The organism is Erythrobacter sp. GH1-10, from assembly GCF_045363165.1.
Lineage (GTDB): Bacteria > Pseudomonadota > Alphaproteobacteria > Sphingomonadales > Sphingomonadaceae > Erythrobacter.
The window spans coordinates 1458019-1477547 of the sequence record NZ_JBJFLP010000001.1; the positions used below are offsets into that span (position 1 = coordinate 1458019).

Sequence of the window (19529 nt, forward strand, 5' to 3'; positions counted from 1 at the left end):
GCGTCCCGAAAGCGGACAGGGCAAGCGAGGCGCATTAACGGGGGGATAAAGGCGGCTTGCCGTGTGCCGAGACGCACCTTATCGCATGCGCCCAGGGATCGAGGTGGTTTGAGACTTTCCGCATTCTTTGATGGATCGAAGGCTGGCGCGGCGCTGCTCGGCGTTGCGCTGGCGGTGGCCGCGTGTGCGCCACAGCCCGAGCCTGCTGGTAGCGACACCGCCGCGAAGCCCACTTTCGTAAGCCTCAATCCGTGCCTTGATGCCTTGCTGGTCGAACTCGCCGACGACGACCAGATACTCGCCCTCTCGCATTACAGCAGGAATCCGGCATCGAGTTCGATCGACTCCATTGTCGCGGCTCGCCACGGCGTTACCGGCGGATCGGCAGAGGAAGTGCTGGCTCTCCAAGCGGACATCGTGCTCGCATCGACCTTCATGTCTCCCGCTACGAGGACCGCTTTCGAGAGGCTCGGACTTCGGGTGGAAACCTTCGGCAGCCCGACAAGCATCGACGAGAGTCTTGATCAGGTCCGCAGGCTGGCGGTTCTGACGGGTGACACCCATCCCGAGCGGCTGCTGGTCAACCGGATCGAAACGATCGCAGAGCGGACTCCGCCGGAAACCACCGTTGCGACCATGCTGTGGCAGCCCGGACAGATCGTCCCGGGAGAACGTACCCTTATCGGTCAGCTGCTGCGCCTTAACGGCTTCACCAATGCCACTGCCGAGCGCGGGCTGGAACAGGCCGATTTCGTCGCTCTCGAAGACGTGCTCGCGCATCCGCCCGAATTGCTGCTGGTGGCTGGCGGGAGCGCAGGTCAGCGCAACCCCGCGCTGGCCCGGCTGGATACGACGCGCGTCGAGCCCTTCGATCCCCAGCTGATCTATTGCGGCGGCCCGACGATCATTGCCGCCGACGAGCGCTTGCGCGAGCTGCGCGCGGAGATGATCCGGTGAACCGCGCGAGCCTAATATTCGGGGGTCTGCTCGTGCTGCTCGTGCCGCTTTCGCTGTTGGCGGGCAGGGTGTGGATCGATCCCGGGGCCACTCCCAACGCGGCCGTAATCCTGATGGAACTGCGCCTGCCGCGCGCGGTGCTGGCGATCGTCGTCGGCGCGGGACTGGGCGCTGCAGGAGCGGCGATGCAGGGCTACCTGCGCAACCCGCTCGCCGATCCGGGACTGTTCGGGATCGCCCCGATGGCGGCGCTGGGCGCGGTGGCGAGCTTCTGGTTCGGCGCGCTGCTTCCGCCCGCGATCGCCGCGTGGAGCCTGCCCGCCTTCGCGCTCGCCGGGGCGGCGTTGGCGATGGCGCTGCTCGCCTTGATCGCCGGTCGCACGCCCTCGGGGGCCGGGGGCGGGATCGCCCTGTTCACGCTCGCCGGGCTGATGATCGCGAGCCTCGCCGGAGCGCTGACCGCGCTCGCGATCACGCTTGCGCCCAATCCCTTTGCGCTTTCCGAGATCGTGCTGTGGCTCAACGGCGCGCTCACCGACCGTTCGTGGCGCGAGGTGTGGATCGCCGCGCCGCTCGTGCTTGTCGGAATCGGAGTGCTCGCGCTTGCCGCCCGTCCTCTCGACGCGCTCACTCTCGGAGATGACGCGGCGCGTTCGATGGGGGTCGATCCCAAGCGCCTGCTCGCGCTGCTCGTGATCGGTGTCGGATTGACCGTCGGAGCCGGGGTCGCGGTTGCCGGGATCATCGGCTTCGTCGGCCTGATCGTGCCGCATCTCGTCCGCCCGCTGACCGATCGCCTGCCCTCCAGCCTGATCCTTCCGAGCGCGCTCGCGGGGGCCTGCCTCGTGCTCGTCGCAGACAGCGCGGTGCGCGTGCTGCCCTTCGTCACCGAATTGCGGCTCGGGATCGCGCTCTCGCTGATTGGTGCGCCGTTCTTCCTGTGGCTGCTGCTGCGCATGCGAAGGGGGATCCTGTGACCCTGAGCGTCCGAAACCTGACGTTGGAGCGCGGCGGCACGCCGGTGATCGAAGGGCTTTCGACAACGCTCGAAGCCGGCACCATCACCGCCATCGTCGGACCCAACGGGGCGGGCAAATCGAGCCTCCTGCTGGGTCTCGCCGGACTGCTCGACCCTGCCGCGGGCACGGTGCTGCTGGACCACGGGTCGCTACGCGATCTCGGTCCTCGCGCCCGCGCGAAGGCGCTCGGGTACCTGCCGCAGAGCGCCGAAATCGCCTGGGACGTCGCGGTCGAGGCGCTGGTCGCGCTGGGGCGGTTGCCGCACCGCGACAGGGGCCGCGAAGAGATCGAGGCGGCGATCGCGGCGCTGTCGCTCGAGGATTTGCGCCACCGTCCGGCAAGCCGGCTGTCGGGAGGCGAGCGGGCAAGGGTGCTGCTCGCGCGCGTGCTCGCGGGGACACCGCGCTGGATCCTTGCCGACGAGCCGCTCGCCGCGCTCGACCTTGCGCACCAGCTCGCGCTGGTCGCGCATCTCAAGGGCTGCGCCGCGACGGGGCAGGGTGTGGTGATCGTGCTCCACGATCTCGCGCTCGCGATGAACCACGCCGATCGGGTGCTGGTGTTGAATGAGGGCCGACTGATCGCCGACGGCTCACCCGAGGAAGCGCTGAATCGAGACGTGATTTCGCGCGGCTGGGGGGTCGCTTCGCAGTGGATCGGCGATCCGGGCGCACGGGCCGTGGTTGTCGGAGAAGCGGGGTAATCCCCCCTAAACGCGCTGTCCCTTTTTAGGGGGGACAGCGCGCCATAGTCTCTTTTGCGGGAAACCGTGGCACAGCCACAAGGTGCGACCCGAAGGACTCTGCAAGGCTCGCAAAGAGGGGTTCACCGTAGCTGTCTGACGGCTCTGCACGACTTCATATTTTCTGTAGGGCCCCGAGGGGGAATGCGAAAAATCACGCAAATCTGCGGTTTTTTCAGCGCTGGCAGTAACGATGGTCGCCCGCGTTGCATCGGCGCACGGCTTCGCGCCAGGCAGCCATGCGACGCTCGTGTTCGACAAGGTCGGCCTTGTATTGGCGACGCGCTTCCCAGCCTTTGGCGTATTGCGCATCGCGCCTTTGGACATAGCGCAGCTGCTCGCGATTGAGGCGGCGGATTTCAGCCTTGTCGCGGGCGAGTTCTGCCTTGCTCATCCCCTTTTCGCAATCGTCGGGATTGCAGGAGGAGGCGAGCGCGGGGGCGGGTGCGGAGATGCTGCCGAGCGCGAACAGCGCAGCGGAGACAGCGGGCAGGATGGCGAAACGTGAAAGCGGTGCAGGCATGCGAAATCCTCTTCGATTGTCCCACCGGAAGGAAGTGTAGCACGCCGTGTGGTGAAGACCGCGTAAACGCCGAGGATTTGGTCGCAGGCGCGGGGCGGGTTGGCGTGAATGGTAGGTGCGGCGGAGGGAGGAAGAAGGCCCGACTGGGCGGGTCTTCTTACCTTCAATCACGCTGGTTTATTCCGATCAGGAGCCAAACAGGGTCGAGAACGGAACACCTACAAACAGCCCAACCCCAAAGTCGTCCATCTTTGAGCTGTAAGCGAACTTGATCCCGCCTGTCAGCTTTCCATCCTTGTCAGGTGAGAAATAGACCGGAAGCTCGATATTGAGATCATCGTCTTCGAACCGATAGCTCACGAGTGGTGCGACTCCGATCCGATTGTCGCCGCCGATACCTCGCAGATCGAAGAGACGGCGAGCTTCGAACGAAACGAGGCCGGTGTTGTTACCTTCGGGCAGGCCGTCCGGAGCCTCTAGGCATTCGGGATCGGAGGCGCCGGTAACCGTGCGACATTCGGTGCCACTTTCTGGGGACTTGAACTCGCGTCCATAGACAGCTCGCGCGCGAACCGACCATTTCAAGTCGTCGCCGATCAAACCGATATGTCCTCCTACTTCCCAACTCGTCTTCTCGACGCTGTCGATTTCGAATGCTTGGCGATCAAGGACTTCGTAGGAATCCTCGCCGATCGATGCGTCAAAGCCCCAGAAGAGCGTGTTTGTCGGAGGGAAGAATCCCTGTTCGAACCGGGTCAGGCGAGAGGAATTGTACTCGCGCACCACATCTCGAGGATCGCCGTTAATGCAATCGTCCATGATCTTGGTTCGAAGTTCGTTGTCGGTCAGGTTTGCATCGCGCACCCAGGTCTCGACAAATCTACTTGGATTCGCTTGGCGCTGACTTTCGAAGTTCTGTAGAAAGCTTACAGCCATGTCGATCTTGGACTGGTCGCGTGAATTTGCCTTCCACGCATTGGTGACACCGCGAACGCAAGCGAGACGAGCCTCCTCGCCGATCTGTCGGGAGATGTCGAAGCCGTCGCTGATTGAATTGCTGAAATGATTGAATGCGACACGAATCTTCGAACCCGTGACCAACGAGTCCCCATTGAACAGGCGTGATAGTGCCTTTTCCCCATCAAGCGGCGTCTCACCAGTCAGGGTCAGCTTGGATGAGGAAATCGAATACTGTCCATCCTTCTCCACCGGTCGAATCCGGTTGAGTTGAAATGTTATCGCGGCGGTTACCTTCTCTTCTCCTTGCTCGCTCGAGAACTGGAGAGATGAATGTGCAGCGCCCCCAGTCACTCGTCCAAGTGGGCCATCCGCGCCGACCACTTCTTCGGATGCCCTGATTGCTTCCCGAGCATTCTCGGCGCTCGGGACGAGCCCTCCCTGCGCGTTTGCAGAAACAGACCAGATCAGTCCGCATGCTGTTGAGGTCGCAGCGAACAAGCGGGCGGAGAGGTTCATGACACGACTCCCGCTGCAACGCGGAAGCCGAGCCGCAAGAGGCCTTCTCCACTTTGGTCGACCGTGGCGTCGTCGCTGACTTCTCCGCCCGATTTGCCGACCACCTTTGCGGTGATCTTGGTATCGGGGGCCTGCCCGGTGCAAATGACATACATTGCGTAGTCGTCATCGACGAGGCGACGCCCTGTGGTGCCTTCGGTGACGAGTTCTGCGATAGGTACGGGCCGCACGCCAGCAACACCAACAACTGTAAGTAGAGGGACGCAGTCTGTCGTTACAGTTAGCTCGACGTTGTGTTTGCCCTCATCGGACATTCGAAGAATTTTGCGATTGATCATTTGGGATCTCCCTCATGTGTGCGACGCCAAGAATACGAACGGTGTCCGCCGCCCACCCGTGATCCCCGTCACGCTCCGCGAAATTTCGTCGCGCCCACCGGAACCCGCGCCACACACCGTCCGTTGAAACCGGCGAGGCGGCTGACCATTTCAGAGGCACCGCCCGCCGCCCGTGGAGACCGCGCCACACGCCCTTTACTTTTGCGAACATTTCCGGAACAAACTGCCTCCATGTCCCTGACCAAAATCTCCGTCCGTGGTGCCCGCGAGCACAATCTCAAAGGCATCGATATCGATCTGCCGCGCGATGCGCTGATCGTCGTCACGGGGCTTTCGGGCAGCGGCAAGTCGAGCCTCGCTTTCGACACGATCTATGCCGAAGGGCAGCGGCGCTATGTCGAGAGCCTCAGCGCCTATGCGCGCCAGTTCCTGGAGATGATGCAGAAGCCCGATGTCGAGCACATCGACGGGCTCTCCCCCGCGATCTCGATCGAGCAGAAGACGACCAGCCGCAACCCGCGCTCGACCGTGGCGACCGTTACCGAGATCTACGATTACATGCGCCTGCTGTGGGCGAGGGTGGGCGTGCCCTATTCGCCCAAAACCGGGCTGCCGATCGAAGCGCAGAGCGTCTCCAACATGGTCGACCGGGTGATGGCTCTGCCCGAAGGCACGCGGCTCTATCTGCTCGCGCCCGTCGTGCGCGGGCGCAAGGGCGAATACCGCAAGGAGCTGGCGGAATGGCAGAAGGCCGGCTTCACCCGCGTGCGGATCGATGGCGAGCTGTATCCGATCGAAGAAGCGCCCGCGCTCGACAAGAAGTTCAAGCACGATATCGAAGTGGTGGTCGACCGGCTGGCGGTGAAGGACGGGCTGGAAACGCGGCTGGCGGACTCGTTCGAAACCGCGCTCAAGCTGGCCGAGGGGCTGGCCTATGTCGACCTCGCCGATGGCGTGGTTCCGGGGCGCGAGGACGAAGCCGAAGGTGGCGGGGCGATGAAGGGCGCGGGCATTCCGGCCAACCGCATCGTCTTCTCCGAGAAATTCGCGTGCCCGGTCAGCGGCTTTACCATCGAGGAAATCGAACCGCGGCTGTTTTCGTTCAACTCGCCGCAGGGCGCGTGTCCGACTTGCGACGGGATCGGCGAGAAGCAGCTGTTCGACGAGCAACTGGTGGTCCCCAACGAGGCGCTGACGCTGAAGCAGGGCGCGGTGGTTCCCTGGGCGAAGTCCAACCCGCCATCGCCGTACTACATGCAGGTGCTCGCGAGCCTCGCGAAAGCTTATGACTTCGATCTGACGACGCCGTGGAAGGACCTCGAGCCCGATCAGAAGCTCATCATTCTTCACGGCACCAATGGCATGCCGGTGCCGCTCACCTTCAAGGACGGGCGCAAGGAATACACGGTCAACAAGCCGTTCGAGGGCGTGATCGGCAATCTCAACCGCCGGATGATGCAGACCGAGAGCAGCTGGATGCAGGAGGAGCTGTCCAAGTTCCAGACCGCGCAGCCCTGCGAGACCTGCGGCGGCAAGCGTTTGAACGAGAAGGCGCTGGCGGTGAAGGTTGCGGATACGGATATCGCTGCGCCGGTGACGATGAGCGTGTCGGACGCGAAGGAATGGTTCCTCGGCCTCGACGCCAAGCTCACCGACCAGCAGAGCCAGATCGCCCGCGCGATCCTGAAGGAGATCAACGAGCGGCTGGGCTTCCTCGACAATGTCGGGCTCGACTACCTCAATCTCGACCGCACCAGCGGCACGCTTTCGGGCGGGGAAAGCCAGCGCATCCGCCTCGCCTCGCAGATCGGCAGCGGGCTGTCGGGCGTGCTCTACGTCCTCGACGAGCCCTCGATCGGCCTCCACCAGCGCGACAACGACCGGCTTCTGGAGACGCTCAAGCGCCTGCGTGATCTCGGCAATACGGTGATCGTGGTCGAGCATGACGAGGACGCGATCCGCCAGGCCGACCATATCGTCGATCTCGGCCCCGGTGCGGGCGTGCGCGGCGGCGAGGTGGTCGCGCAGGGCACATTGAAGCAGATCATGAAGGCGAAGAAATCGCTCACCGCTGATTACCTCACCGGGCGGCGCGAGATTGCGGTCCCGGACAAGCGCCGCCCCGGCAACGGGCACAAGCTCACGGTAAAGGGCGCGCAGGCGAACAACCTCAAGGACGTCACCGCCTCGATCCCGCTCGGCACCTTCACCTGCATCACCGGCGTCTCGGGCAGCGGCAAATCGTCCTTCACCATCGACACGCTCTATGCCGCCGCCGCCCGCACGCTGAACGGCGCGCGCGTCATCGCGGGCAAGCACGAGCGCGTAGAAGGCCTCGAATATTGCGACAAGGTGATCGAGATCGACCAGTCGCCCATCGGCCGCACCCCGCGCTCCAACCCCGCGACCTACACCGGCGCCTTCACCCAGATCCGCGACTGGTTCGCGGGCCTCCCCGAAAGCCAGGCGCGCGGCTACAAGCCCGGGCGCTTCTCCTTCAACGTCAAGGGCGGGCGCTGCGAGCAATGCACCGGCGACGGGCTGATCAAGATCGAGATGCACTTCCTCCCCGACGTTTACGTGACGTGCGAGGAATGCGGCGGCAAACGCTACAACCGCGAAACGCTCGAAGTGAAGTTCAAGGGATACTCGATCGCCGACGTGCTCGACATGACGATCGAGGACGCGGAGGAGTTCTTCAAGGCGGTCCCCCCGATCCGCGACAAGATGCGGATGCTGAACGAGGTGGGGCTGGGCTACGTCAAGGTCGGCCAGCAGGCGACGACGCTGTCGGGCGGCGAGGCGCAGCGGGTGAAGCTGGCGAAGGAGCTGTCCAAACGCTCGACCGGGCAGACGCTCTACATCCTCGACGAGCCGACCACCGGCCTGCATTTCGAGGACGTGCGCAAACTGCTCGAAGTGCTGCACCGGCTAGTGGAGCAGGGGAACAGCGTGGTGGTGATCGAGCACAATCTCGACGTGATTAAAACAGCCGATCACATTCTCGATCTCGGTCCCGAAGGAGGGGTGCGGGGAGGTGAGCTCGTTGCCTACGGCACGCCCGAAGAAGTTGCAGAGGAACCGCGGAGCTTCACCGGCCAATATCTGAAACCGATGCTAGATCGTCAAAAAGAAGCCGCAGAGTGAATGTGATCGTCCACCATCAAGCCTGTCCTGAGCTTGTCGAAGGGACCGCCGACTGGATCGTGGACCTGGGGCCCGAAGGCGGGGTGCGCGGGGGCGAGGTTGTGGCTGCGGGGACGCCGGAGGAGGTGGCGGAAGAACCGCGCTCTTTCACGGGGCAATACCTCAAGCCCATGCTCGACCGTCAGAAGGAGGCGGCAGAGTGAGGCTTGGTGCAACGCAGAGCGCGCAAGGGCGACCGCCCGCCCGCAGCGATGCGGCCTTCAGGCCGCGTGAGCGAGGATTTCGCAGCACGGATGTGCTGCGGAACACTAAAAACGCGCGGTCGTTTACCGGGGCGTATTTGAAGCCGATGCTGGAGAAGGGTTCTTCGAGCGCTGCGCGGGAGGCGGCGGAGTGATGGCTAATCAGTCCTCTTGTTTCATTTGTGCTAGGTTTTACCCGTTATCCACATGGAGTCGGAAGTCGTGGACTAATGCAAACTAAGTTTGGTCATAAGTTGTATGATTGGATTCAGTCTCTGAGAGTCGATTCCGTTCGATCGGAACGCGAAAATACATCAGGATCAAAAAATCTTATGAAGGTTATCGAAGAAGCGAAGAATTCTACGGAAATCTATGATTTCCGCCTTCCTGCTAAAGTTGACCGGACCGACGATGAATCTGACTTCCTAACTCAATTGGCCGAGACACGTGCATTTCGCAGGCTAAGCGATGTCAGGTTTCTGGGAGCTCTCGACTACTATCTGGTGACATCACCAAATCAGTATCCTCAAAACTCGCGCTACACACGGGCACAGCATAGCTGGGGAGTCGCTATGCTTGCGCAACGCTATCTGAGGGAAAAGTCGTTATCGCAGCGCGATAGGCTGATCTGCCTCGGTGCAGCCATGCTTCATGATATCGGGCATTCCGCGTTTTCCCACACGATTGAACCAGCTTTTACCGAATTCTTCGGAATTGATCATCATAGAGTTTCTGAAGGTATTATCCGAGGAGAGGATCCAGAATTCGAAGACATTAGAGCGACGCTGTCAAATTTTGGTCTTGATCCTGAGGAGATCATTGCGGTCTTAAACGGTGACGATAAAAAGTTTGATTCCTATTTCTCTGGCCCAATCAATTTCGATACAATTGAAGGCATTCTCAGGTCTCGAAGCTACATAAAGATGGATACCCTTGGGCTTTCGCCGTGGCGAGTCCTGAATGCTTCCTACTTCCGCAATGAATATTCAGATCAGAATACCGTTGACCAATTTTGGGGCTTAAAAGGAGAGATATATGGGCTGGTCATTAGATCAGCTCTCGGATCATATCTCGACCAATTGTTTCTAGAAATATTTAAGAGTCAGAAAGATTCGATATCGCCGAACGATTTTTATCTGACTGAGAGTCAGATGTTTAAGAAGTTTCCGATTCTTCGTCGAGCGTTCGATCCAGAGTTTATCGAAAAATTCACCAGCGAGAGGTTCGAGAAAGAACTCGCGGTCACCATCAGAATGTTTGATGTGGACGAGAGCAAAGATTTCTTTGCCAGATGTGACAAGCAGCGTTACCGCCATCGTAAGGCACTGAAACGGTACGCTATACCAACCTTTGGAGGGTAGACGCTGCTTGGGGGCGCAAATGAAGGCAATAGAGAAGGCTCGGGATTTTTCCGACGCTAAGATTGAAGAGCTACGATCACGGCTTGGCAGTGAGCTCTCCGAAGGGGCCAATGTCGTAACTTGCGGCTCGTTCGCTCGTAGGGACGCAACGTCCTCATCGGATTTGGATTATTTTTGCCTGGTCAGTCGGGATCGCGAAAGTAACGGGGACTCCGAGAAGATTAAGAAGATTGTACAGGAGGTCGTGGGGAAGGCTCCGTCAGACGGAGGGGCCTTTGCCCAAGATATCACTGAATCCACCTTGTTGAGCAATATAGGGGGATATGATGACGACAACCAAAACATCACACGACGGGTCTTGTACTTGCTCGAAGGCGAATATCTAACGGACAGGGATAATTTCGAGAGAGTGCGACGAGATCTAATTAGGCGCTATGTAGAAAGTACGCCTGATGATCATCAAATCGCGTTCTATCTACTTAATGACATAGTCCGGTACTGGCGGACGATCACGGTTGATTACGCGCACAAGACGACAGGATCCGGGCCAATCAAGCCTTGGGGCGTGCGAAATCTGAAGCTCGTCTATTCACGAAAGTTGATTTACGCGAGCGCGATCTTTTCGGTCGCACTAACCGCTGATCGTTCTTTCGAAGCGAAATGCGACATATTGGAATTTCTCTTCTCTGAAACACCTATCAACCGTCTAAGATATGTGTGCGGCGACGCGGCGACTCAAAGGATGTTTGAGTTATACGACACGTTTGTGAAGAAAATGGATGATGCAGATTTCAGAAAGCGTATGGACGCCCTGAAGCCCGAAGAAAAAGGAGAAAATGAGGAATTTCGGCATCTCAAGAATGAGGGCCACTATTTCTCGCGCGAGTTGATGTCGTTGCTACAAAATACGTTTCATTCATCCCACCCAATCCACATGGCGTTGATTTTTTAGTCGCATGGGAAATGGGATTCTCGATCTGATAAGATAGCACTGTCCTACACTAGTCTGACCACTTACTGGGTGTGACTGTATCCGCTTGGAGCCACCGTGCCCAAGACCTCGCACCTTCCACCCATTTCCCGTGAGCCGAACCGTCACACCCATTGCGATGCGCTCGATCACCAGCGCGAGTGGCAGCTGCATGTCGATGCCGGGCGCATCGGGAAGCATCGATGCCGCCGGAAATTCTCGGGTCTGTCACACCGTCGCCGAAGGCAACAGGCGTCTCCCGCCTGCCCGATGGTCCGGGGCATGCCTTCGCGCGCCACGCGGCTTCACAACGAGCTTGTGCTCTGCGTGCCACGTGTCCCCAACCGGGCTCTAGATCGTATCGGCGGTGCACTTGCCGCCGGTCACCAGGTCCAGCTTGTAGTGCCCCGTATCGCTGCCCGCATGGCGCCCGACGCCGACAAGCGTGAACGTGCCGTTGGGATTGACCGTCCCGAAGATCCGCAGGCTGCCCGCGCGCCAGTGCAGGTGGTCGCCATTGCTTCCCGACAGGCGCGTGTTTCCGTGATGGCCGCGGCCGCGATCGTTGACGATCTCTTTCAGCTTCCCGAGCACCTGCGGGTCCGAGGTGAGGGCATGCGTGTCGACATCGACCGCCGCGCGATTGGTATTCACGACCTTGTCCTTCCACGCCTCGCCCGCGCCCTTTTGCCTGGCCAGATCCCGGCCGAACTGCGCCGACGTCGTCTCCACGCCCAGCGCCATTGCCGCCTCGCGCAGGAAATCCTGCATCTCCTCGTCGGTCTCGAGCGTGAAGCGGGGATCCTTCGACAGGTTCAATTCCCACCATTTCCTGATCGCCTGCAGCTGGCGCTCGGGGGTCAGGCCCCTGATGTTGCGCGCGTTGATCATCTGAAGCTTGGGCCCGCTGACATATTTGAACGCCGAGGTCGAAGGCATGGTGGTGTACTCCCAGAATTGCGTGGTCAGTGCCGTTCGGATGGACCCTTGCCGTGTGTTGAGCGAGGCCTGTTGCGCTGCGCGGACCGTAACGCGGGGGCAGGGGGCGTCAAGCGAGGAGGGTGCGCCCGTTTTCCTACAGGGCGGCGAAGCGATAAGGGGGGCGATAGGGCGTGCGGTGGGACCTGCCCCGGCCCGGGCCTCCGCCGGAAAAAAGCGTTCGGCAAAGTGTCAACTTCGTCCGGCGCGCGCAAAACGTTGTAATACAGCGAGGAAACGCCGATTTTCGCGGGTGACACGGTGTCAACTTCGTCACCTTCCGCAAGGCGGGGCCAAAGCGCCCGAAAACCGCGCGCGCGGTCTCACGAAGCGCTTCCACCGACTCGGGCGACGGGTCTAGAATACCGGCTCTCGGGGAACGCTCGCCGGGTGCGCAAGGTCACGTCCGGCAGGGTGCGTCCCCGCATGATGGGAGCGGGACTGTGAACACACTCAAGAAACGGATCGCCATCGCGCTGGGCGGCGTCGCCATCGCCGCCACGCCCGCGCTGGCGCAAGAGCAGTATGCCTACACCGGCACCTCGCTGTTCGGCGAATACGAAGTCGGGCACGAAGGCGCGGGCGAGGGCGCGAGCGGCGATTTCACCGCCGAGATGGACCTGGAAAACGGGAAGCTGTGCTACACGCTCGAAGTGGTCGGGCTCGAAGGCTTCACCGCGGCGCATATCCACAAGGCGAAGAAGGGCGAGAATGGGCCGCCGGTGGTGACGCTGGAGCTGGCGCGCGACGACGTCTGCATCGATGTCGATGTGGAATTGCTCAAGGACATCGCGAAGCACGAGGAGCGGTATTACGTCAACGTGCACACCGAAGCGTTCCCCCAGGGCGCGATCCGGGGGCAGCTCGACCAGTCCTGAGTTGGCTTACTCGACGACGTCGAGCTCGACCCGCGCGTGGCCGCGGCTGACCATGCCGAGCTCTTCCGCGGCGGCGCGGCTGACATCGATCGTGCGGCCGCGCACGAAGGGGCCGCGATCGTTGATGCGGACGACGACGCTGCGACCGTTGCGCGGGTTCGTCACCCGGACTTTGGTGCCGAAGGGCAGCGTCTTGTGCGCCGCAGTCATGCCGCGCATGTCGAACCGCTCGCCATTGGCGGTGCGGCGGCCATGGAAGCGGCGCCCGTAATATGAGGCGACGCCGGTGCCGAGGCTGCGAACGACCGGATCTTCGACCGGCGGATCGATGCTGTCGAGATCGACGGCAGTGACGGGGATATGCAGGTCGGGACGCGCGCCGGCGAAGGGTTCGAATTCGGCGGCGAAGGGCGGATCGATATGCGGCATGGTCTCGGCCATCGCGGTCGAGCCGGAGTGCTCGGGGTCTTCGCCGTCCGCAGCAGCGACGGCTCCGGAAGACGCGCACAGCAGTGCCGCGAAGGGCGCGAAGGCGCGGATGGCGCGCGTGCGAAATGGTCGTCTGCGGTGCATGGTTGGCATGGTCGAACCTCCCCCAAGGTCCTGTCGGTTTCCTACTCCCGGTGGCACGCGTATAGCCGCTTGAGGCGCTGCGGGGCAAATTGCGGGCCTTCGAAGCGGCGCAATCGTAGCGCTTCTGGGCGTCAAACGGGTGGAATCCACGACGAAATGCGTTCGTCGAAGCCCCCGGAAAGGCGCTGTATTCATCAGGACAGGAACACGATGCCCAAAAGCAAATGGGGCCGGCATTGCTGCCGACCCCACTCTCACCAGCGCGTGGTCTTCCTTCCCTTTGCACCCGAAGGCGGGCCAGTTTCGGAAGCGCTTGGCGCCCGATGTCTTTCCGCGTTCCCTAAGGACCGCGTTCTGTCACCGGCGCTCGCGCCGGCATCCGGCACCTGCTTGCGGTCTGCCGTGCTCGCTTTGGGCCGAAGCCTTCCGCCTGCACGGTTTTCCCTCGGGCAGAGCCGAGACCGATGACCTGTGTTGTCTGCTCTCTCGAACGGCTGCTTCCGGCATTACCCGGTAGCCTCCTCGATCGCCGACCAAATCTTCGGCCTTTCCGATGACACCGCTTCGCACTTCCTCAAACGATCCGACTTGCGTCCGGCCGAGACCTTCTGCATGCCGTCTCTCAGACAGCGCGTGGACAGATGCCACCGCATCTTTGGAACTTTGAAACCGTTGAAATTCAGCGCCTTGCGGTCTGTTTTTCAATGCCTTCTTGTTCCGAAGACAGTTTGAGATTGCTCCCGAATCGCCGTTTCGGCAAGGGTGGCAAGGTCGACTTTTCCACTTTTGCCCAGATCACTTGTGGACGACGGTGGATAAGTCATCGATTCGTCGCATTTCGGCTTTCTCTAGGAACGAAACCATTCCGGAATCGCTTCGATTGCGCGTGAATGCCTGCTTTTCGTAATGAAATTGCGTCTCGCGACTCGCTTCAAGTCGAATCAGTCGCGTGTCCGGTCGCGCTGTGCGAGCAGCTTCAGCCGCAGCGCATTGAGCTTGATGAAGCCTTCCGCATCGTGCTGGTCGTAGGCTCCGGCGTCGTCCTCGAATGTCACATGCGCTTCCGAGTAAAGCGAGTTGGCTGATTTTCGACCCACGACGCTGGCCTGTCCCTTGTAGAGTTTGAGCCGGACGGTGCCCGAAACCTTCTCCTGACTGAGGTCGATCGCTGCCTGCAGCATCTCGCGCTCGGGCGCGAACCAAAATCCGTTATAGATGAGTTCGGCATATTTCGGCATCAGCTGGTCCTTGAGGTGCGCCGCGCCGCGATCGAGCGTGATTTGCTCGATCCCGCGATGCGCTCGAGCGTAAATCTCGCCGCCCGGTGTTTCGTACATGCCGCGCGATTTCATCCCGACGAAGCGGTTTTCGACGAGGTCGAGTCGGCCGATGCCGTGTTTGCGGCCGAGATCGTTGAGCGCAGCGAGGAGCGTCGCGGGGCTCATCGCCTTGCCATTGAGCGCTGCGCCGTCGCCCCGCTCGAAATCGATGGTGATGTATTCGGGCGTGTCGGGCGCATCCTCGGGATGATCGGTGCGCGAATAGACGTAATCGGGCGTCTCTTCCCACGGATCCTCGAGCACTTTGCCTTCGGAAGAGGTGTGGAGCAGGTTGGCATCGGTCGAGAACGGGCTTTCGCCGCGCTTGTCTTTCGGCACCTGGATCTGGTGCGCTTCCGCCCACGCAATCAGCGCGGTGCGGCTGGTGAGGTCCCATTCGCGCCACGGAGCGATCACTTTGATGGCGGGGTCGAGCGCGTAGGCAGACAGTTCGAAGCGCACCTGATCGTTGCCCTTGCCGGTCGCGCCGTGGGCGATGGCGTCGGCCCCGGTCTCGTGCGCTATCTCTACCAGGCGCTTGGAGATAAGCGGACGGGCGATCGACGTACCCAGCAGATAGTCACCCTCGTAGCGGGCGTTGGCGCGCATCATCGGGAACACGAAATCGCGCACGAATTCCTCGCGCAGGTCCTCGATAAAAATGTGCTTGTCCGGAATGCCCATCGCGCGGGCTTTCTCACGCGCCGGCTCGATTTCTTCTCCCTGGCCAAGATCGGCGGTGAAGGTGACGACTTCGAGTCCGCGCTCGACGCTCAGCCACTTCGCGATCACGGAAGTGTCGAGGCCGCCCGAATAGGCGAGGACTACGCGCTTGATGTCCGACATGTATGTATCCCTGGCTGGTTCGCGCGGCGGCTAGCAGGGGGAGCGGCGCTCGGCAATGGTCGGGTTGCGGCTTCCTGCCTGACGGGTTGCATTCAAATCGGTTATAGAAGCCCGAGCGGAGACGCTTGCCGGTTCGCTGCTGGCGGGCCATGCGCAGGGATTGGGACGGATTTTGGCAATGGAAATGTCGGGCGATCCAGCGAAGGAAAGCGCCACCGCGGCGGCACCGTCGCGGATCGAGGTCATCGACATCCACAAATGGTTCGGCAAGCACGAAGCGCTCAAGGGGATTTCGCTCCAGGTCGCCCAGGGAGAGATCGTCGGGCTGTTCGGTCCGGACGGGGCGGGAAAGACCGTAACTTTTCAGTGCATGCTCGGATTACAACGACCCGACATGGGCCGGGTGATGTTCGATGGAGCCGATGTGACGCGGCTGCCATTCTACCGCAGGGCGATCCTCGGCCTCGGCTACCTGCCCGAGCAGCAATCGGTGTTTCGCGGGCTGACCGTGTCGCAGAACATCATGTCCATGCTCGAGATTTCCGAACCGGCGCGCGAGACCCGGACCGAGCGGCTGGAGGAGTTGCTGTACAGCCTCAAGCTGTCGCACCTTCGCGACGCCATGGCGACTTCGCTTTCGGGCGGCGAGCGGCGCCGCTGCGAGGTTGCGCGGGCATTGGCGCTGGAGCCGGTGATCATGGTGCTTGATGAGCCATTTCGGGGGATCGACCCGCTGACCATCGCGAGCATCAAGGAACTGATCTTCGCCATGCGGGAACGCGGGATCGGGATCCTTATCACCGACCAGAACGTGAAAGAGATGCTCGGCATCGTCGAGCGGGTCTATGTAATCGATGGCGGACGGACGATCTTCGAAGGCGAGCCCGAAGCGATGGCGCACGATCCGGAAGTCATCGCCCATTATCTGGGATCGCGCGACTGACGAAGACGCGGCTCGTCTCGATATGCCTTGTGCTGGCGGGAAATGTCCCGATATCTAGCGCCTGAACGGGTTGCCGGGGATCATCATGCTGAAAATGTGGAATAAAGCGCGCGAGCTTGCGGAAATGGCTCCGCCCGATCGCAATCGCTGGGTCGATTTTCTGCGTGCGCTTTCGATCATGGCCGTGGTGATCGGACACTGGCTGGTCGCCGCACCCTACATTGACGCGAGCGGTGCGGTGCAGGGCGGGCATCTGCTTGGCATCCTCCCGTGGTCGCAATGGCTGACCTGGGGCTTTCAGGTGATGCCGATCTTCTTCCTTGTCGGCGGGTATTCCAATGGCGTGAGCTGGGAGGCGCAGCTGCGCAAAGCGGAAGACGGCGCGACCGGCGTCTATCGCGACTGGTTCGCGAGCCGGGTGCAACGGCTGATCACGCCGGTCTTCCCGGTGCTGCTGCTCTGGGGTGTCCTCGCACTTGCTATGACGCAGCTCGGCATGGAGCGCGGACAGGTGCGCATGGCGACTCAGCTGGCGCTGGTCCCGGTATGGTTCCTGGCGGTGTACCTGCTGGTGACCGCACTCACCCCGATCACATTCCGGCTGTGGCAGCGCTTCGGCCTGGCGAGCTTCTTTGCGCTGGTAGCCGGAGCGGTGCTGATCGACTGGCTGACCCTGTCGCAGGGCGTGCCCTATATCAATTTCCTCAACTTCCTGTTCGTCTGGGTCGGCATCCACCAGCTCGGCTTCGCCTGGCGAAGCGGCGTGTTCGCCACGCGGGCGATGGCAATGGTGTGGTTTGCCGCGGCGCTCGCGGCCCTGATCGGGCTGACGGTCTACGGCCCGTATCCGGTCGCGATGATCGGCGTTCCGGGTGCCGAGATTACCAATTCGATGCCGCCGACGATCGCACTTCTGGCGCTGGGCGTGATGCAGACCGGGCTGGTGCTGGCGCTCGAGCCGGCCGGGCGCAAGATGCTTCAGAGCTTGAAACTATGGACCGCGACGGTGCTGATGAACGGAATGATCATGACGGTCTATCTGTGGCACCTCACCGCCTTCGTTCTCGTCATGGTGCTCGCCTGGGTGATGGGCGGGATCGGGCTCGATCTGTACCCCGGGACGCAAGGCTGGTGGCTGAGCCGCCCGATATGGTTTGCGCTCTACATTGCCGCCCTGCTGCCGATGATCGCGATCTTCGCGCGCCACGAACGCGCCTTCGGTCCGGTGCGGGGAGGGCGGACGGTGCCCAAGCTGAGAGTGATGCTGGGCGTGCTGCTAATCTGTATCGGCCTCGCCATGACAGCGGCGATCAGCATCGCCAGCCCGGAAGCCATCACCGGTGTGCGGCTGTGGGTTGTGGCGGCTCCGTTTATCGGCGCGGCGTTTATGGGATTCGGGCCGGTTTATGGTCTGATCAAGCGTGGCAGGGCCGGCAAACAGTCAGCCTCCTAGAAGGCGCTTCTCCTCGGCCTCGATATAGTCGCGCGTAAGCGGTAGGGCGTGTCGGCTGCGGGTGTACTGGATCTGGTAGTTGCACATGCTGCCATACTCAAAGACCGTCGCGGCACCGGCGAGATAGAAAGTCCACATCCGGAAGAAGCGTTCGTCGTACATGTCGACGATCGCGTCCCTGTGCTCCATGCAGTTGGCGTACCAGCACCGCAGCGTCTTGCCGTAGTGGATGCGCAGCGTCTCGACGTCGGTTGCGAGCAGGCGGTACTTTTCGGACGCCTCGACCGTTTCGGAAAGTGCAGGGATATAACCGCCCGGGAAGATGTATTTGCGGGTGAAGGCGTCGGTCGACCCGGGCGAGCCAAGCCGCCCGATCGTATGCAGCAGCATGACGCCGTCATCGGTCAGCAGGTTGGCGCACGCGGCGAAGAAGGTTTCGAACTGCGGCTGGCCGACATGTTCGAACATGCCGACCGAAACGATCCGGTCGAACTTGCGGCCAGCCTTGGCGAAATCGCGGTAGTCGACGAGCTCTATCGAGACCTTATGGGCGACGCCCGCCTCCTCGACGCGCTTTTGGGCGAGCGCAACCTGCTCTTCGGACAGTGTTATCCCGGTGACCTTCACGTCGTAATGCTTGGCGAGGAAGATCGCCATGCCGCCCCAGCCGCAGCCGATGTCTAGCACCGTCTGACCCGGCTTGATCGCGAGCTTTGCAGCGATGTGCGCAAGCTTGGCGGTCTGCGCATCGCCCAGCGTCTCGACGCCTTCGGGCCAATAGGCGCAGCTGTATTGCCAATGCTCCTCATCGAGCATGAGCGCGTAGAGATCGTTGCCGATGTCATAGTGGTGGGCGACATTGCTCTTGGCGCTGATCCGGTCGTTGACCTTCTCGAACGCGTATCCGGCGGCGTTCCCGATCCGGCGCAGCACGCTGGGCGGGTCGATATCGCCGCCCTGGTCCCACGGATTGTTGGCGCGCAGCAGTGTAACGAGGCCCATTACATCGCCTTCCTCGATAATGAGGCGACCGTCCATGAACGCTTCGGCAGCGCCAAGGCGCGGGTCCATGATGATGTCGCGCGGCACCCGGCTGTCGGCGAGGCGGATCACGATGTCGGGGAAACCTTGCGCTGCCTCGCCATAAGTCTGCGCGCTGCCATCGGCGAATACGACGCCGAGGCGCCCTTGCGTCACGCCTTTGGACAGGAACTTGTTCAGCAAAGTCTTACTCATTGTAATTCCGTGGGTTTGGCAGGTTTAGAATTGGAAATAGTGCCGTGGGTATTGCCGCTGTCAACAATCGGGGTAGGCTGACCGGCATGGCAGAAGCAAAAACCACCCCGACGGATGCGTCTGTGGCAGACTTTATCGCTGCGGTCGAACCCGAATCCAAGCGCGAGGACGCCAAAGCGCTCGATGCGCTGTTCCGCAAGGTGACCGGTGAGGAACCGAAGATGTGGGGGCCGTCGATCATCGGCTATGGTGACTATCACACGACCTATGCCAGCGGGCGCGACGTCCACTGGATGCGAACCGGCTTCAGTCCGCGCAAGGCCAAGCATTCGCTCTACCTGATGGGTGGCTATTGCGACGAGATCGCCGCGAAGGAACGCGAGGAAGCGCTATCCCGGCTCGGCAAATACAAGACCGGCAAGAGCTGCCTTTACATCAACAAGCTCGCTGATGTGGACATGGATGTCCTCAAGGAACTGCTCGAAAAGGACTGGGCGACGATGCAGCGGGTCTATCCGCCCGAGTAA

General features: G+C 61.5%; 18 protein-coding genes. 11 read left to right on the forward strand and 7 right to left on the reverse strand.

Annotation, left to right across the window (positions count from 1 at the left end; genetic code table 11):
* Positions 1 to 108: 108 nt before the first annotated feature.
* The 3 genes from ACI5KX_RS07210 to ACI5KX_RS07220 are packed head-to-tail and all read left to right on the forward strand — an operon-like array spanning position 109 to position 2680.
* Positions 109 to 957, forward strand: a complete 849-nt coding sequence (locus tag ACI5KX_RS07210; protein WP_406809994.1) for an ABC transporter substrate-binding protein — start codon at positions 109 to 111, stop codon at positions 955 to 957.
* Positions 954 to 1934: a FecCD family ABC transporter permease gene (locus ACI5KX_RS07215; RefSeq protein WP_406809995.1), complete on the forward strand. Its 981-nt coding sequence runs from the start codon at positions 954 to 956 to the stop codon at positions 1932 to 1934. Before ACI5KX_RS07210 ends, ACI5KX_RS07215 begins: the two co-directional genes overlap by 4 nt.
* The gene (locus ACI5KX_RS07220; protein WP_406809996.1) at positions 1931 to 2680 is read left to right on the forward strand and encodes an ABC transporter ATP-binding protein; all 750 of its coding nucleotides are present in this window, start codon (positions 1931 to 1933) and stop codon (positions 2678 to 2680) included. Before ACI5KX_RS07215 ends, ACI5KX_RS07220 begins: the two co-directional genes overlap by 4 nt.
* 214 nt (positions 2681 to 2894) lie before the next feature.
* Here the strand turns inward: ACI5KX_RS07220 and ACI5KX_RS07225 are convergent, their stop codons facing one another.
* The 3 genes from ACI5KX_RS07225 to ACI5KX_RS07235 all read right to left on the reverse strand — a co-directional run bounded on the left by ACI5KX_RS07225 (position 2895) and on the right by ACI5KX_RS07235 (position 5056).
* A complete protein-coding gene (locus tag ACI5KX_RS07225; RefSeq protein ID WP_406809997.1) occupies positions 2895 to 3242 on the reverse strand; it encodes a hypothetical protein in 348 nt (115 codons plus the stop codon).
* A 186-nt stretch (positions 3243 to 3428) separates the two neighbouring features.
* Positions 3429 to 4718 carry a hypothetical protein gene (locus ACI5KX_RS07230; protein WP_406809998.1) on the reverse strand — a complete coding sequence of 430 codons (1290 nt, stop codon included), beginning with the start codon at positions 4716 to 4718 and terminating at the stop codon, positions 3429 to 3431.
* Positions 4715 to 5056, reverse strand: coding sequence for a hypothetical protein (locus tag ACI5KX_RS07235; protein ID WP_406809999.1), 342 nt, complete (start codon positions 5054 to 5056; stop codon positions 4715 to 4717). Before ACI5KX_RS07235 ends, ACI5KX_RS07230 begins: the two co-directional genes overlap by 4 nt.
* A gap of 231 nt (positions 5057 to 5287) precedes the next feature.
* Here ACI5KX_RS07235 and uvrA point away from each other — a divergent pair, with 231 nt between their 5' ends.
* The 4 genes from uvrA to ACI5KX_RS07255 all read left to right on the forward strand — a co-directional run bounded on the left by uvrA (position 5288) and on the right by ACI5KX_RS07255 (position 10758).
* Positions 5288 to 8203: an excinuclease ABC subunit UvrA gene (gene uvrA, locus ACI5KX_RS07240; RefSeq protein ID WP_406810000.1), complete on the forward strand. Its 2916-nt coding sequence runs from the start codon at positions 5288 to 5290 to the stop codon at positions 8201 to 8203.
* On the forward strand, positions 8200 to 8406 hold the full coding sequence (locus tag ACI5KX_RS07245) for a hypothetical protein (protein ID WP_406810001.1): 207 nt from the start codon (positions 8200 to 8202) through the stop codon (positions 8404 to 8406). The genes uvrA and ACI5KX_RS07245 overlap by 4 nt, the downstream gene beginning before the upstream one ends.
* A gap of 371 nt (positions 8407 to 8777) precedes the next feature.
* Positions 8778 to 9806, forward strand: coding sequence for an HD domain-containing protein (locus ACI5KX_RS07250; RefSeq protein WP_406810002.1), 1029 nt, complete (start codon positions 8778 to 8780; stop codon positions 9804 to 9806).
* Between the two features lie 19 nt (positions 9807 to 9825).
* On the forward strand, positions 9826 to 10758 hold the full coding sequence (locus ACI5KX_RS07255) for a nucleotidyltransferase domain-containing protein (protein WP_406810003.1): 933 nt from the start codon (positions 9826 to 9828) through the stop codon (positions 10756 to 10758).
* Positions 10759 to 11127: 369 nt separating this feature from the next.
* Here ACI5KX_RS07255 and ACI5KX_RS07260 read toward each other — a convergent pair whose 3' ends face one another.
* The gene (locus ACI5KX_RS07260) at positions 11128 to 11715 is read right to left on the reverse strand and encodes a hypothetical protein (RefSeq protein WP_406810004.1); all 588 of its coding nucleotides are present in this window, start codon (positions 11713 to 11715) and stop codon (positions 11128 to 11130) included.
* 482 nt (positions 11716 to 12197) lie between these two features.
* On the opposite strand from ACI5KX_RS07260, the gene ACI5KX_RS07265 reads away from it, so the two are divergent.
* Positions 12198 to 12632, forward strand: a complete 435-nt coding sequence (locus tag ACI5KX_RS07265; protein WP_406810005.1) for a CHRD domain-containing protein — start codon at positions 12198 to 12200, stop codon at positions 12630 to 12632.
* Positions 12633 to 12638: 6 nt separating this feature from the next.
* On the opposite strand, the gene ACI5KX_RS07270 is transcribed toward ACI5KX_RS07265, so the two are convergent.
* Together ACI5KX_RS07270 and ACI5KX_RS07275 are read right to left on the reverse strand one after the other, a co-directional pair.
* Positions 12639 to 13214: a septal ring lytic transglycosylase RlpA family protein gene (locus tag ACI5KX_RS07270; RefSeq protein WP_406810006.1), complete on the reverse strand. Its 576-nt coding sequence runs from the start codon at positions 13212 to 13214 to the stop codon at positions 12639 to 12641.
* Between the two features lie 932 nt (positions 13215 to 14146).
* The gene (locus tag ACI5KX_RS07275; RefSeq protein ID WP_406810007.1) at positions 14147 to 15370 is read right to left on the reverse strand and encodes an argininosuccinate synthase; all 1224 of its coding nucleotides are present in this window, start codon (positions 15368 to 15370) and stop codon (positions 14147 to 14149) included.
* A 184-nt stretch (positions 15371 to 15554) separates the two neighbouring features.
* Between ACI5KX_RS07275 and lptB the strand changes: the two genes are divergently transcribed.
* Together lptB and ACI5KX_RS07285 are read left to right on the forward strand one after the other, a co-directional pair.
* Positions 15555 to 16313: an LPS export ABC transporter ATP-binding protein gene (lptB, locus tag ACI5KX_RS07280; protein WP_406810008.1), complete on the forward strand. Its 759-nt coding sequence runs from the start codon at positions 15555 to 15557 to the stop codon at positions 16311 to 16313.
* 85 nt (positions 16314 to 16398) lie between these two features.
* The gene (locus ACI5KX_RS07285; protein ID WP_406810009.1) at positions 16399 to 17766 is read left to right on the forward strand and encodes an acyltransferase; all 1368 of its coding nucleotides are present in this window, start codon (positions 16399 to 16401) and stop codon (positions 17764 to 17766) included.
* Here ACI5KX_RS07285 and ACI5KX_RS07290 read toward each other — a convergent pair.
* The gene (locus tag ACI5KX_RS07290; protein WP_406810010.1) at positions 17755 to 19002 is read right to left on the reverse strand and encodes a class I SAM-dependent methyltransferase; all 1248 of its coding nucleotides are present in this window, start codon (positions 19000 to 19002) and stop codon (positions 17755 to 17757) included. The two genes, ACI5KX_RS07285 and ACI5KX_RS07290, sit on opposite strands and share 12 nt — an antisense overlap.
* A gap of 86 nt (positions 19003 to 19088) precedes the next feature.
* On the opposite strand from ACI5KX_RS07290, the gene ACI5KX_RS07295 reads away from it, so the two are divergent.
* Positions 19089 to 19529: a DUF1801 domain-containing protein gene (locus ACI5KX_RS07295; protein ID WP_406810011.1), complete on the forward strand. Its 441-nt coding sequence runs from the start codon at positions 19089 to 19091 to the stop codon at positions 19527 to 19529.

Bases quoted from the DNA above. Each gene is read 5' to 3' on its own strand.
- lptB (WP_406810008.1), top strand. From the start codon at position 15,555: ATGTCGGGCGATCCAGCGAAGGAAAGCGCCACCGCGGCGGCACCGTCG.
- ACI5KX_RS07285 (WP_406810009.1), top strand. From the start codon at position 16,399: ATGCTGAAAATGTGGAATAAAGCGCGCGAGCTTGCGGAAATGGCTCCG.
- ACI5KX_RS07270 (WP_406810006.1), bottom strand. From the start codon at position 13,214: ATGCCAACCATGCACCGCAGACGACCATTTCGCACGCGCGCCATCCGC.
- uvrA (WP_406810000.1), top strand. From the start codon at position 5,288: ATGTCCCTGACCAAAATCTCCGTCCGTGGTGCCCGCGAGCACAATCTC.
- ACI5KX_RS07255 (WP_406810003.1), top strand. From the start codon at position 9,826: ATGAAGGCAATAGAGAAGGCTCGGGATTTTTCCGACGCTAAGATTGAA.
- ACI5KX_RS07250 (WP_406810002.1), top strand. From the start codon at position 8,778: ATGAAGGTTATCGAAGAAGCGAAGAATTCTACGGAAATCTATGATTTC.
- ACI5KX_RS07275 (WP_406810007.1), bottom strand. From the start codon at position 15,370: ATGTCGGACATCAAGCGCGTAGTCCTCGCCTATTCGGGCGGCCTCGAC.
- ACI5KX_RS07290 (WP_406810010.1), bottom strand. From the start codon at position 19,002: ATGAGTAAGACTTTGCTGAACAAGTTCCTGTCCAAAGGCGTGACGCAA.
- ACI5KX_RS07230 (WP_406809998.1), bottom strand. From the start codon at position 4,718: ATGAACCTCTCCGCCCGCTTGTTCGCTGCGACCTCAACAGCATGCGGA.
- ACI5KX_RS07225 (WP_406809997.1), bottom strand. From the start codon at position 3,242: ATGCCTGCACCGCTTTCACGTTTCGCCATCCTGCCCGCTGTCTCCGCT.
- ACI5KX_RS07260 (WP_406810004.1), bottom strand. From the start codon at position 11,715: ATGCCTTCGACCTCGGCGTTCAAATATGTCAGCGGGCCCAAGCTTCAG.
- ACI5KX_RS07295 (WP_406810011.1), top strand. From the start codon at position 19,089: ATGGCAGAAGCAAAAACCACCCCGACGGATGCGTCTGTGGCAGACTTT.
- ACI5KX_RS07235 (WP_406809999.1), bottom strand. From the start codon at position 5,056: ATGATCAATCGCAAAATTCTTCGAATGTCCGATGAGGGCAAACACAAC.